General features: G+C 41.9%; 9 protein-coding genes and 1 tRNA gene. 6 read left to right on the forward strand and 4 right to left on the reverse strand.

Annotation, left to right across the window (positions count from 1 at the left end):
* Positions 1-38 precede the first annotated feature (38 nt).
* On the forward strand, positions 39-1,460 hold the full coding sequence (locus AC0VYG_RS16815) for a C-terminal helicase domain-containing protein (protein WP_475429082.1): 1,422 nt from the start codon (positions 39-41) through the stop codon (positions 1,458-1,460).
* A 2-nt stretch (positions 1,461-1,462) separates the two neighbouring features.
* Positions 1,463-2,278: a DUF4391 domain-containing protein gene (locus tag AC0VYG_RS16820; RefSeq protein WP_475429083.1), complete on the forward strand. Its 816-nt coding sequence runs from the start codon at positions 1,463-1,465 to the stop codon at positions 2,276-2,278.
* Positions 2,279-2,299: 21 nt separating this feature from the next.
* On the opposite strand, the gene AC0VYG_RS16825 is transcribed toward AC0VYG_RS16820, so the two are convergent.
* Positions 2,300-3,343 carry an IS630 family transposase gene (locus AC0VYG_RS16825; protein WP_475429084.1) on the reverse strand — a complete coding sequence of 348 codons (1,044 nt, stop codon included), beginning with the start codon at positions 3,341-3,343 and terminating at the stop codon, positions 2,300-2,302.
* 124 nt (positions 3,344-3,467) lie between these two features.
* Between AC0VYG_RS16825 and AC0VYG_RS16830 the strand changes: the two genes are divergently transcribed.
* The 3 genes from AC0VYG_RS16830 (at position 3,468) to AC0VYG_RS16840 (ending at position 9,770) form a co-directional block, all read left to right on the forward strand.
* Entirely contained in the window at positions 3,468-5,357 is a 1,890-nt protein-coding gene (locus AC0VYG_RS16830; protein ID WP_475429085.1) for a site-specific DNA-methyltransferase, read from the forward strand.
* A 13-nt stretch (positions 5,358-5,370) separates the two neighbouring features.
* Positions 5,371-8,532: a type III restriction-modification system endonuclease gene (locus AC0VYG_RS16835; RefSeq protein WP_475429086.1), complete on the forward strand. Its 3,162-nt coding sequence runs from the start codon at positions 5,371-5,373 to the stop codon at positions 8,530-8,532.
* Positions 8,533-8,762: 230 nt separating this feature from the next.
* On the forward strand, positions 8,763-9,770 hold the full coding sequence (locus AC0VYG_RS16840) for a hypothetical protein (protein ID WP_475429087.1): 1,008 nt from the start codon (positions 8,763-8,765) through the stop codon (positions 9,768-9,770).
* Positions 9,771-9,943: 173 nt separating this feature from the next.
* On the opposite strand, the gene AC0VYG_RS16845 is transcribed toward AC0VYG_RS16840, so the two are convergent.
* From AC0VYG_RS16845 to uvrB, 3 genes are all read right to left on the reverse strand, one after another.
* Positions 9,944-10,020, reverse strand: a tRNA-Val gene (locus AC0VYG_RS16845).
* Between the two features lie 85 nt (positions 10,021-10,105).
* Complete coding sequence (locus AC0VYG_RS16850) at positions 10,106-10,288, reverse strand: hypothetical protein (protein ID WP_199477115.1); 183 nt, start codon at positions 10,286-10,288, stop codon at positions 10,106-10,108.
* A gap of 104 nt (positions 10,289-10,392) precedes the next feature.
* Positions 10,393-12,423: an excinuclease ABC subunit UvrB gene (gene uvrB, locus AC0VYG_RS16855; RefSeq protein ID WP_139063111.1), complete on the reverse strand. Its 2,031-nt coding sequence runs from the start codon at positions 12,421-12,423 to the stop codon at positions 10,393-10,395.
* Between the two features lie 189 nt (positions 12,424-12,612).
* On the opposite strand from uvrB, the gene AC0VYG_RS16860 reads away from it, so the two are divergent.
* Positions 12,613-13,503 (forward strand): MBL fold metallo-hydrolase, encoded by an 891-nt coding sequence (locus AC0VYG_RS16860; RefSeq protein WP_475429088.1) that lies wholly within the window; start codon positions 12,613-12,615, stop codon positions 13,501-13,503.
* Positions 13,504-13,526: the final 23 nt, after the last annotated feature.

The raw sequence follows: 13,526 nt of genomic DNA on the forward strand, positions 1-13,526 counted from the left end.
AGGGCGGAGTAACAGAAATAAGCGATCTTGAAGAAGCAATGGGTCTGCTGGATGACGATGATGGCGAAGCCTTTCAAGAAATGAGCATAGGTAAAAAAGTACAAATCCAACTTATGGACATTGACTTGCCTTCTTGGCAGCAGGATTTAAGGGTTGATCTTGAATTAATTGACGACTTACTAACGTCAGTTTCAAAAATTGAACCAGCGGACGATGCCAAGCTACAGCATCTAATAAAGCATGTTGACAGCAAGATTGAACAGCCAATCAATACCATAGAGGGCAAAGGGAATAAAAAAGTTATTATCTTCACCGCCTTTGCCGACACGGCCCAATACCTTTACGAGCAATTAGCGCCCCAATTATGGTCAACACAGCAACTACACACAGCGATGGTAACAGGCTCTAGTCCACCTAAAAGCACCCTTAAAAGTGCAAAACGTGGCTATGATATACAAGAAATACTCACGCTCTTCTCGCCCATATCAAAGTCTAAGGCGGCCATTCTTCCGCAAGAACCGTCGGAGATAGATGTGCTGATTGCCACAGACTGTATTTCAGAAGGTCAAAACCTACAAGATTGTGACTACCTCATTAACTACGATATCCATTGGAACCCCGTTCGTATCATTCAACGTTTTGGTCGTGTTGACCGTATTGGCTCACCGAACGAATCCATACAGCTGGTTAACTACTGGCCTGATATTTCGCTCGATGAATATATCAATCTAAAAGATCGTGTTGAAAGTCGCATGACCATTGTCGATGTCACCGCAACCGGTGATGACAATGTACTAAGCGCTAAAGCTAACGATCTAAGTTATCGAAAAGAACAGCTTAAACGCTTACAAGAAGAAGTGGTTGAACTAGAGGACTTGAAAACCGGTGTATCCATAACCGACCTCGGCCTTAACGACTTTCGGATGGACTTAATGGGTATGGTCGAAAAATATGGCGAGCCTACAACCGCCCCCAATGGCATGCATGCCGTTGTGCCAGCCAATCCAGAAAAGGCCTTAAACCCAGGGGTGATCTTTGCGCTTAAGAATATTAATGACACAGTAAATACCGACCAGCAAAACTGGCTGCACCCTTATTACCTCGTTTACATTAGTAATGACGGCGAGATTGTTGCTGACCATACCGAAGTGAAGCGTCTACTGGATTTGACAAGAAGCTGCTGTAAAAACCAAACTAGCCCTATTGCCAATGTCTGTGCCCTGTTTAACTCAGTCACTCAAGATGGCCGCAATATGGAACCTTACTCAAACCTACTTAGCGATGCCATACGCAGCATGGTCGACGTTAAAGAAGAGAAAGACCTAGACAGCTTATTCAGCAGTGGCGAAACCACCGCGCTAGTGAATAGTATTCGAGGTCTAGGCGACTTCGAGCTATTGGCCTTTATAGTCATACAAGGCGAGCCGTTAGTAGCGGATATGGCTAACTGTGATGAATAATAATGATGGATGATGCAAACAAACAAAACCAACCACGTATCCATTGGAAGTTTCCAGAAGCTGCCAAGTTTGGCCGTGTTATCCCCAAAGAAAAGATCTACAGCCAAGCGGGTGCTAACGCCGAGTTAAAACAATTATTTGTTGAGCAAGTCGCCCAAATTAAGTGGGCGTATAAGCTGGCCGAAAGCACCATCAACCTAGCTAAAACCGAGCAAGTACATGAACTAGAAGTTATTCATATAAAACTTAAAGCGCAAACCCTTGATGAAAAAATATTAACCGCCATCGACAAAGCCATACCGCACCCCACCATATTTATGCTGACCCGTGATTCAAAACAGGGTGATAAGGTAAGGGGTGAAAACGAGGAAGAACCAGTAGAGCAAGAAATTGCCTATCAAGCAGCCCATAAACTTAAAACAATCACGCAAAGCAATAAAGAGAAATGGCAGCAAAGCGCGTACCTAAAAAGCCAGTGGTTAGTGCCAAGCTGCCTACATGCAGCACCATTACCGGCAGCAACCAGTTTAGAGAGCCTATATAACCAGTTGCTGGAAGCGCTAATACCTTTAGGTTTTCAAGGTGAACACAATGTTCAAGAATCGAAAAGTGCCAATGAGCATACTAAGTCACAACAAAAAAAGCGTAGCCTAGAGGATAAGCTCGTCGACCTAGCCGCCATAGAAGCACTGAACAAACAAATTGAACAGACCAAAGCCAAGCGTGATAAAGAAAAACAGTTTAACCGTAAGCGTGAACTGAATGACCAGTTTAAAGCCTTAAAAAAACAGTTGGCGGCGCTTCATGGTGATTATTAACCCGGCGGGATTTTATATCTTCTAAGCGGCATAGCAAATTAACCTATGCTTAAAGTACTTTTTAACTCGATCTGGGTGCTTCTGTAACATTCTCATATGTGAGATCACTCTTCCTTTTAAAGCTTGTTCATTCTTTGGTGCATCATCAGTGTGGATACCTGCTTTTAGATCACAATTTAGGTATTCATCTGGGTTAAGTTCAGGTGAGTATGCTGGCAAATAAAAGACTTCTATTTGCTCTTTGATTTTTGGCTTAGCCAACCAGTTTTTTACTAACTTGGCATGATGGACTCGAAGGTTATCGAGTATCAGAAAAATCTTTTTCTTCGACGAGGAAATGAGTCTTTTCATGAAGCGCATCAATACTTTAGCGGTCATTGTATCGGAATAGGTCATAAAGCGAACTGTTCCTTGGTTTGTGACAGAAGAGATCATATTGAGGCGGCAGTGCTTCGCTGGAATCACTTGAACTGGTGTTTTGCCTCTGGGAGCGAAACTGCGTCCATGTTGACTGTCATTACGAATGCCTGTTTCATCACCCCAATGTATCTCCCCGCCTTCATTTGCCGCTCTTTCTTTGATTAAGGGATATTCTTCTTCAAGCCATTTAGACACTTTTTGCGGATTCTGCTCGTAAGCCTTTTTCAATGGCTTTTGTGGTGTAAAACCCCAGCGTTTTAGATAGTCTCCTATCGTTCTAATAGGCATATCCTTTCCCCACAATTGTTTGATGAGTTGTTGGATCGCCCGCCGCGTCCATAAAGCAAAATTCAACTTACACTGATCCGGCATTTTGTCTGTGATTTCTTGCTGGATGCGAGCTTCTTGTGCTTTGGTTAAGCTGCGAAATAGGCCTTCTTCGCGGCCACGCTTCTTATACTTAAAGCTGTCTTTTCCACGTTTTAAGTAGTCTCTATACCAACGACCAACGGTGTCAGCATGGACTCCAGTCACTTCTGAAATGTCTTTAAACAAGAAACCTTTATCACGCAGTTTGACAACTTGTTTTCGTAGTCTAGCAAGCTCTGAAGTGGGCAGTTTTCGGGGGTCTATTTTTTCGTTCATTCAGTGATTATATCAGATAATTATTGCCGCTGGGTTAATAAGATGATACAACAATTTAAGTGATTACTTAAAACTTAAGCCATAAACCTTACAGCATACAAAACTTAAAAGATTAGAGACTAATATGGATAAGCTAAAAATGCACAGCCCCGACATCGCGCAACAGAATATTGATAAGTTGCTAGAACTCTTCCCCAATTGCAAAACTGAAAAGCAAGATGATAACGGCCAGCTGAGCATTGGGATAGATTTTGACCTGCTCAAGCAAGAGCTTTCTAAAAATATTGTTGAAGGGCCTCAAGAGCGCTATCAGCTTAATTGGCCAGGTAAAAAAGAAGCACTTTTAACTGCTAATGCACCCATAGCCAAAACATTACGCCCTTGTCGTGAAGAATCGGTACATTTTGATACTACAGAAAATTTATTTATTGAAGGCGATAATCTTGATGCTTTAAAGTTGCTACAAGAGACCTATTTGTCTAAGGTGAAGATGATTTATATCGATCCGCCTTATAATACAGGGAACGATTTTGTTTATGAAGATGATTTTTCTGAGAGTACTGATAACTTTCTAATAAGGTCTAACCAGAAAGATGATGAAGGAAATAGACTTGTGGCTAATACAGAGTCTAATGGGAGATTTCATTCCGATTGGCTGAATTTAATGTACTCAAGATTACGGCTAGCGAAAAACTTACTTAAAGATGATGGGGTTATATTCATAAGTATTGATGATGTCGAGTCTAGTAGTGTAAGAAAGTTATGCGACGAAATTTTTGGTGCAAATAACTTCATAGCGAATATAGTTTGGCAAAAGAAATTCTCACGATCAAATGATGCATCTTATTTTTCAACTATGCATGACCATATTTTTTGTTATGCAAAGAACTCAAAACTTGGTGGCAATAAAGATTCTTGGGAATTGAAGCTTCTTCCAAGAGGTAGTGAAATTCCGAGTGGCTATTCAAACCCAGACAACGATCCTAGAGACTTATGGACGTCAGTAGTTCTTTCTGCAAAATCGGGTACTGAAAAACTTTTATATACTATTACGACTCCCTCCGGTAGAGAGTGTGTGCCGCCTGATGGGAGGTATTGGAGTGTTAATAAAGATCGATTTGATGATTTAGTAAAAGATAATCGCATATGGTTCGGAAAGAATGGTGATGGAATACCTAGACTTAAGACCTTTCTGAGTGAAGTTCAGGATGGACTTAGACCAAATTCAATATGGTTTCATAAGGAAGTTGGCCACAACCAAGAAGGTCGCCAAGAAGTCAAAAAATTATTTGATGACAAAGGGGTTTTTGATAGTCCTAAGCCAGTTAGATTGATTTCACAAATGCTTCGTATTGCAAATATGGAAGCTGGAGATATAGCTTTGGATTTTTTTGCCGGTTCAGCAACTACGGCACATGCTGTTTTGGCCACAAACATAACAGATTCTTTGAAAACTAAATTTATTTTGGTGCAACTACCAGAGCATTGTTCTGAAAAAAGCCAGGCATCGAAAGAAGGTTATTTGAATATATCCGATATAAGCAAAGAACGCATCCGCCGTGCAGGTAAAAAAATCAAAGAAGAAAACCCAGAAGCCACTGATTTAGACATAGGCTTTCGCGTTCTAAAAATCGATTCCAGTAACATGAACGAAGTGCATTACACGCCTGATTCAATATCCAAAGACGACCTATTCAATCAAGTGGAACACATTAAAACCGACCGCAGCAGCGAGGATTTATTATTCCAAGTTATGCTCGATTGGGGCGTGGATTTATCTCTTCCCATTCGCAAGGAATCTATCGAAGGCAAAGCTGTGTATTTTGTTAACGACGATGACTTAGTCGCCTGTTTCGATAAAGGCATTGATGAGGTTTTGATTAAAGCCCTTGCTGCAAAAGCGCCATTACGCGTGGTTTTCCGTGATGATGGTTTTGTTTCTGATAGTGTGAAAATCAATGTTGAGCAAATCTTCAAACAGCTGGCTCCGGCCACCGATATCAAAGCGATATAAGGGGCTATAAGCGATGAAGATTAAATTTAAAAGCCAAACTTACCAAACCGCAGCGGTTGAAGCAGTGGTCGATTGCTTTCAAGGTCAGCCGAAAATCAATCCACTCAATTATCGTTTAGATAAAGGTGTTTCTAATAGCGCTGGCCAGCAAGTAAATCTAGCTATCGACAGTGATGAAGGTTTTCGTAACCCGGATATCAAGCTCGATGAGGCTGAGTTGCTGCGCAATATACAGCAAGTACAAAGTCGTCAAAACTTGCCGGTAAGTTCATCGCTGACTGAATTTACGCTAAAGAACGATAAGAAAAAAACGATTGAGCCAGTCAAAGCAGCCTATTTGAAAAATGCACGCGCCATCGCACCTGTGCACTTAGATGTCGAAATGGAAACTGGAACGGGGAAAACTTACTGTTACATCAAAACCATGTTCGAAATGAATCAAAAATACGGTTGGAGTAAGTTCATCATTGTGGTGCCCAGTATTGCGATTCGTGAAGGCGTGACAAAATCGCTGCAAATTACTGCTGACCACTTTACTGACAGTTATGGTAAGAAGGTTCGCTTCTTCACCTATAACTCCAAGCAGCTGCACGAGCTAGAGAGCTTCTCGTCAGACAGTGGCATTAATGTGATGATAATCAATATTCAGGCATTTAATGCGACGGGCCAAGATAATCGGCGTATTTATGAAGAGCTAGATGACTTTCAGTCGCGCCGCCCCATCGATGTGATCAGCGCCAACCGTCCCATCTTATTCTTAGATGAACCACAAAAGATGGAGGGTGACAAAACCCTTGAATCGTTAGCTAAATTCAAGCCACTAATGGTGATTCGCTATTCGGCTACCCATAAAACCAATCATTTAAAGATTCACCGATTGGATGCGCTGGATGCCTACAACCAAAAGCTGGTTAAGAAAATTGCGGTGCGCGGTATCAGTGTAAAGGGTCAAGGTGGCACGGCATCTTATTTGTATTTAGAGAATATCGAAATTTCAAAACAGGCACCTAAAGCCTGGGTAGAGATTGAAGAAAAATTAAAGACGGGTGTGATTAAAAAGAAACGAAAACTCATTGGCAAAGGCGATGATCTCTATATTAAAAGTGGTGAGCTTGATCAATATAAGCACTATGTCGTCGTTGATATAAACGCCAATACCGATACCGTTGAATTTACCAATGGCGTGATATTAACGGCTGGCGATGCTTTTGGTGACGTAGATGAAGCTGTGCGCCGCCGTATTCAGATTCGTGAAACCATTAAGGCCCACCTAGAAAAAGAAGAGCAGTTGTTTAAGCAAGGCATTAAGGTGTTATCTCTGTTCTTTATTGATGAAGTGGCCAAATATCGTGATTACGATGTTCCAGATAATAAAGGCCAATATGCGACGATATTTGAGGAAGAATACACCGAGCAAATTGCCTATAAACTAGATCAATTGGAACTTAACCCTGACTATCACACTTACCTAAAAAACATTCAAGTTGAGGCTACGCATCAGGGTTACTTCTCTATCGATAAAAAAGGCAAGATGGTTGATAGCGTTAAATCGGCCAAGTCAGAAAAGACACAAAGCACCGATATTGATGCTTATGATTTAATCCTGAGAGATAAAGAGGCTTTACTGTCGTTACCAAAGCCTACCGATGGTGAAGAAGCGTTTGCTAAGAAAAGCCTGCGCTTTATATTCTCTCACTCGGCACTACGTGAAGGTTGGGATAACCCTAACGTATTTACCCTGTGCATGCTTAAAAACAGTGACAACACCATCTCACGCCGCCAAGAGGTCGGCCGTGGTTTGCGTATTTCTGTTAATCAAAGTGGTGATCGACAAGATCAACCGTCAACGGTTCACGATATAAACGTACTGACAGTGGTTGCCAGCGAAAGCTATCAAGACTTCGTGACTAATCTGCAAACTGAGATTGCAGATACCCTAGCCGCAAGACCGCGTAAGGCAGATAAAGAATACTTTAATGGCAAGACCTTAAAAACGGATTCGGGTGAGATAGTTGTCACGGAGATAATGGCGAATCAAATCTATCGCTATTTAATGAAAAACGACTTTACTAACGATGCCGATGAAATAACCCCAGAATATCATTCTGCCAAATCCGAAGGAAAGTTGCCTGATTTACCGACTGAGTTACAACCTTATACCGAAGCCATTTTAAAACTGGTTGATGGCGTATTCGATGTTAATCAAATGCCTGATTTTGGTGATGGCCGCAAGCCCAAAACCAACCCGTTGAATGACAACTTTAATAAGAAAGAATTTAAAGAGCTTTGGAATCGAATTAACAAGAAAGCGGTCTATAAAGTAGACTTTGATTCTCAAGAGCTGATTGATAACGCTATTTTTGCGATCAATAAAGAGCTTAAAGTCACTGAGCTAACGTATCGTGTTGAATCAGGTGAAATGAATAGCGGCATTACTGATGGTGCCTTAAGGGATGGCAAGGGTTTTGCCATTAAAGAAAGTTATGATGATAAAACCAGCGGCAGTGTTCATTCAAGGGTGGAATATGACCTGCTGGGTAAAATAGGCGAGGCCACGGTTTTAACCCGTAAAACGGCAGCGGATATTTTAACAGGAATTGAAGACTATAAATTTGGTTTGTTTAAGAAGAACCCCGAACAATTTATTTCTGAAGTATCGCGTCTTATCAAAGAGCAAAAGGCGAGCATTATTATCAATAAGCTTAGCTATGATGAAACAGATCAAACCTTTGACTCCAATATCTTCACGGCATCACAAAGCAAGCAAGACTTCAGTAAAGCCACAGAGCCGCTAAAACGCCATATCTATGATTATGTGATAACCGACTCGAAAGTTGAAAAAGACTTTGCTGAAAGACTGGATGTGAGTGAAGAGGTTGTCGTTTATGCCAAACTACCGGGCGGTTTCTTTATTCCGACGCCTGTTGGTGATTACAACCCAGACTGGGCGATCTCTTTTAAAGAAGGCTCGGTAAAGCATGTTTATTTTATTGCCGAAACCAAAGGCTCTATGTCGTCACTTGATTTACGAGGCATCGAAGGCAGGAAGATAGACTGCGCTAGAAAATTCTTCAAGAAACTAGAAGAAGCTGGTGCGGGCGATAAAGTGAAATACGATGTTGTGACGAATTTCGACCAACTAATGACAGCAGTTGGCAAACCAACTGCTGCTTAAATTGAACAAATGGAAAATACTATTGGCTAAATTAGTGGTGACATAATTACCTATTTGTCACCACTAAAGGATATCCACTATGGACAACTTGGGAAGCGATTACAGTGCAGATAAATCATGTGCTACAGACATTGTCACCATTAATGAATGTTACGGGTGTAGCTAAAAAATCGCCCTTTTAGAAGCATCACCATATAAAACATATCTATTACAGAAAAAGGAGTAGCTGTATGGCACTTTACCACATTGGAGAAAACACACTTACTCCAATCAGAAAAACAGCTTTCGAACAGGAAGCATTAAGAGAGCGTCAAGATATACAGCGACTTCTTAAAGAGAATATTGAAGTGTTAGAAGGTGACTTACTAGTCATTTCAGAAGAGTATGGAGAATTCGAAGAATCGCGCCGACGCATAGATCTTCTAGCAGTTGATAGCGATGCCAACCTAGTTGTAATAGAAATCAAACGCACTTCTGATGGCGGTCATATGGAGCTTCAAGCTATTCGTTACGCTGCAATGATTGCAAATATGACGTGGGAGAATGCCATTGATGCGTACGACCAATATTTGGACTCTATAGAAGATGCAGAAACGAAGTTACTCGACTTTCTAAAGTGGGATGAGCCTAAAAGGGATGAATTCGCGAACCGTATTCGTATTATTTTAACCTCTGCGGATTTTTCAAAAGAGATTACAACATCAGTTCTATGGCTGAATCAAATGGACCTTGATATCACCTGCATACGACTTGAACTTTTTAAGCTAAATAATGAGCTCATCATCAACTCTCAACAGATCATTCCGTTACCCGAAACTGAAAGCTATCAAATAGCAGTTAGAGAGAAACGTAGAGAAATACAAGCCGCCAAAGAATCAAATAAAGACAGATCCACTTATACACTGCTTATGAATAATGAAGTGTATGAAGAAGGGTTTAAAAAATCTGATCTAGGTTACATAGCTGTTACGGCATTAAACGAATATGGCTTGCTTGATCAAGCTGCTTTCGAATTTTTAAGAGCTGATAAGTCCTGTAGTTTTCAGTTGCTTAAAACTTTAGATGAAATAACAGACAATGAAAAAAAATATTCTAAGTACCGCTATAAAAAACAGCCCGAAATTATCTTCAACAACGAAGGCTACTTTGTAGCACGAAATTGGGGAGTTCTACACGTAGATGGATTTATTGAAAAACTTGCGAATCAATTCAAAATATTAAAAATATTACAAGATTAAGAACGCAAAAAATTAAACTAGCTTAAAGGGTAGAGGTCACTAAAAAGCAGCAAAAATACAAAGATGGGATCAAAGTGGTATCAATCTGGTCCCTTTTTGGTCCCAATTCAGATACAAAAAAGCCGAACACTAGGTTCGGCTTTCGTAACTTACTGAGTAGTAAGTATAAATTTTGGTAGGACTAGGCGAATTCGAATCGCCGACCTCTACCATGTCAAGGTAGCGCTCTAACCAACTGAGCTATAGTCCTAAAAAGTGTTGGCTATTATACCCAGCCTTTTTGGTTTGACAAGGGTTTGTTTCATTTTTTTTAAATCTTTGTTTTTACACACAAACTAGGCTGGGATCAGTAGTTCGTGGCCGATCACTTCGTCAATCAAATGGTAAGGCACTTTGTATTCTTGGCCTTTAAATTTAACCGTAACGTAGTCGTAGAACATGTTGATAACTGTGCAATTGACGATAACGCCGTTGTCGATCACACGAACGATATTGTAGTTTCTTAATGTTATCGCCATACCCCACTTCCTCTTTTGTTGTTACTGTTATTTGCGCCATCAGATTGATGCTATTTTACTCAGATAAATAGAGGCGACAAGCAGGTTCTCCCTTAGCCTTAGCTTTAGCCTTCACCCACGTCTTTCAGCTTTTTCTGTAGTTGACGGATTTGATCGCGATAACCCGCCGCCAATTCAAATTTAAGCTCTTCTGAGGCGACGATCATTTCTTTTTGCAGTTGTACTATGGCTTTACGAACTTGCGCCACATCTTCCATGCTTTCAACTTGATAATCTTTAGCGGTTTCTGCCACTTTCTTGGTTTGTTTACCACGGCCTTTCCCTGCACCGGGGTTGTAAGCGCCTTCGAGAATATCTTCTACGGACTTGGTAATCCCTTTTGGTACAATGCCATGTTCTGTATTAAAGGCTTCTTGGGTGGCTCGACGGCGGTTGGTTTCGCTGATAGCACGTTCCATGGAACCGGTAATACGATCCGCATACAAAATCGCCATCCCTTTCACGTTACGGGCGGCTCGACCAATGGTCTGAATTAAGGAGCGTTCTGAGCGCAGAAAACCTTCTTTATCGGCATCCAAAATGGCAACCAGACTGACCTCTGGAATATCAAGCCCTTCTCGCAATAGGTTGATCCCCACCAATACATCGAATTCTCCTAGACGTAGATCTCGAATGATTTCAACACGCTCTACGGTATCGATATCCGAATGCAAATAGCGAACGCGTACACCATGGTCGTTGAGGTAATCGGTTAAATCCTCGGCCATGCGTTTGGTCAAGGTGGTGACTAACACGCGCTCGCCAATGGGGGCACGCTTGTTGATTTCCGAGAGCAAATCATCCACTTGTGTGGCCACAGGACGCACTTCTAAAATCGGGTCAATCAAACCGGTTGGGCGAACAATTTGTTCAACGACCCAATCCTGATGCTCCTCTTCGTATTTACCAGGTGTGGCGGAGACAAAGATCGTTTGTGGTTTAATTTGTTCCCACTCTTCAAAACGCATGGGGCGATTATCGAGAGCTGAGGGCAAGCGGAATCCATATTCCACTAAGTTTTCTTTCCGTGATCGGTCACCTTTATACATGGCGCCGATCTGCGGTACGGTCACATGGGATTCATCAATGACCAATAACGCATTCGCAGGGAGGTAATCGAATAAGGTTGGTGGTGGCGAGCCTTCTTCTCGGCCAGATAAATAGCGTGAGTAGTTCTCAATGCCAGAACAGTAGCCTAGCTCTTGCATCATCTCCAAGTCGTATCGAGTGCGCTGCTCTAAGCGCTGTAATTCGACCAGTTTGTTCATGGACTTAAGTTGTTCCAATCGTTGGTCGAGCTCTACTTTAATGCGTGCAATGGCACTTTCTACTGTTTCGCGCGGTGTCACATAGTGGGTTTTCGGGTAAATTGTCACCCGTGGTACTTTGCGAATCGTTTTGTTCGTGAGTGGATCAAACATAGATAAGTTATCCACTTCGTCATCAAATAATTCGATGCGTATGGCGGTGTCTTCGGAGTCGGCTGGAAACACATCGATCACATCACCTCGCACACGAAAGTTACCGCGCTCAAACACCATATCGTTGCGACTATATTGCAATTCTGCCAAACGGCGTAGTACAGCCCGTTGGTCGATACGATCACCACGATCAAGGTGCAGCATCATTTTTAAATAAGATTGTGGGTCCCCCAAACCGTATATCGCTGAGACGGTTGCCACAATGATAACGTCTTCCCGTTCTAATAGGGCTTTGGTGGCCGATAAGCGCATCTGTTCGATGTGCTCGTTGACTGAGGCGTCTTTCTCAATAAAGGTATCAGACGCAGCCACATAGGCTTCTGGCTGATAATAGTCATAATAAGAAACAAAGTACTCGACGGCATTATTCGGGAAGAACTCTTTAAATTCGCCATACAGTTGCGCCGCTAAGGTTTTGTTGTGTGCCATGACAATGGTTGGTCGCTTGACTTGCGAAATCACATTGGCAACGGTGTAAGTTTTACCCGATCCTGTCACCCCCAACAATGTTTGGTGGGCAAGGCCAGCCTCAACTCCCTGTACTAATTTTTCAATGGCTTTTGGCTGATCACCAGCGGGGGCATAAGAGGAAACGACTTCAAATTCTTGCGACACAACCTTACTTCCTTCGTGATGGGAACGACTCATTAGATTAACAAATTTTCCCCTTGTCGTCCGAGAAATCGTGCCATTTATTCCAACGACTTATTTCAACGGCAACACTCAAACAAACGGCCTCTTTACTAACTATCAATCCTTATATAACATTATAGAATAACTTTATATTTAAAAAGGCAAACAGGCATGCCCTCTTCCACTCATACCATTACGGCTTTTTTTGATGAGACCACTTTTACCGCTTCTTATGTCGTTGAAGACCGTCATCAGCAAACCTGCGTCATCATCGATTCCGTCTTGGATTTTGACCCAGCATCAGGCCATACCAGCACACTCAATGCGGATAAAATCATTGCGTTCATAAAAGGCAAAAACCTTACGCTAGCATACATTTTAGAAACCCATGTCCATGCGGATCACTTTTCTGCCGCCTCTTATTTAAAAGAACAACTGGGGGGTAAAACGGTTATTGGCGAGCACATATCCCAAGTGCAGAACACTTTCTCTAAGCTATTAAATACCGATGATAGCTTTGCCCATGATGGCTCTCAGTTTGACCTTCTCGTTAACGAGTCCAGCATGCTTCCATTTGGTCAAGATTCTATTCGTGTACTACACACGCCTGGTCACACACCGGCTTGTGTGAGCTATTTAATTGGCGATGCTGCCTTTATTGGCGATACACTCTTTATGCCCGATTACGGCACAGCACGATGTGATTTTCCAGGTGGCGATGCTCGTGTTTTGTATCAGTCTATTCAAAAGATTTTCAGCCTTCCTGATACAACACGACTCTTTTTATGCCATGACTATAAAGCCCCTAACCGCCATGAGTATGTTTGGGAAACCAGCGTCGCTGAACAAAAAAATCATAATCTGCATATCCATTCAGGGATTACCGAAGAAGAGTTTTGCTCGATGCGCCAACAAAAAGATGCCACTCTCAATATGCCCAAACTGATCTGGCCGAGTGTGCAAGTCAATATGCGTGCGGGTAATATGCCTCCCCAAGAAAGCAATGGTATAGGTTATTTAAAAATCCCAATCAATCTGCCTAAAGACATCACCCAAAAGTAGTGGGAATACTTATGAAAAAGGCA

Source organism: Marinomonas sp. 63XJN7_7_ISO-PGPR-S23-202 (assembly GCF_056173505.1).

Bases quoted from the DNA above. Each gene is read 5' to 3' on its own strand.
- AC0VYG_RS16820 (WP_475429083.1), top strand. From the start codon at position 1,463: ATGATGGATGATGCAAACAAACAAAACCAACCACGTATCCATTGGAAG.
- AC0VYG_RS16850 (WP_199477115.1), bottom strand. From the start codon at position 10,288: ATGGCGATAACATTAAGAAACTACAATATCGTTCGTGTGATCGACAAC.
- AC0VYG_RS16840 (WP_475429087.1), top strand. From the start codon at position 8,763: ATGGCACTTTACCACATTGGAGAAAACACACTTACTCCAATCAGAAAA.
- AC0VYG_RS16825 (WP_475429084.1), bottom strand. From the start codon at position 3,343: ATGAACGAAAAAATAGACCCCCGAAAACTGCCCACTTCAGAGCTTGCT.
- AC0VYG_RS16830 (WP_475429085.1), top strand. From the start codon at position 3,468: ATGGATAAGCTAAAAATGCACAGCCCCGACATCGCGCAACAGAATATT.
- AC0VYG_RS16860 (WP_475429088.1), top strand. From the start codon at position 12,613: ATGCCCTCTTCCACTCATACCATTACGGCTTTTTTTGATGAGACCACT.
- AC0VYG_RS16835 (WP_475429086.1), top strand. From the start codon at position 5,371: ATGAAGATTAAATTTAAAAGCCAAACTTACCAAACCGCAGCGGTTGAA.
- AC0VYG_RS16815 (WP_475429082.1), top strand. From the start codon at position 39: ATGGGTCTGCTGGATGACGATGATGGCGAAGCCTTTCAAGAAATGAGC.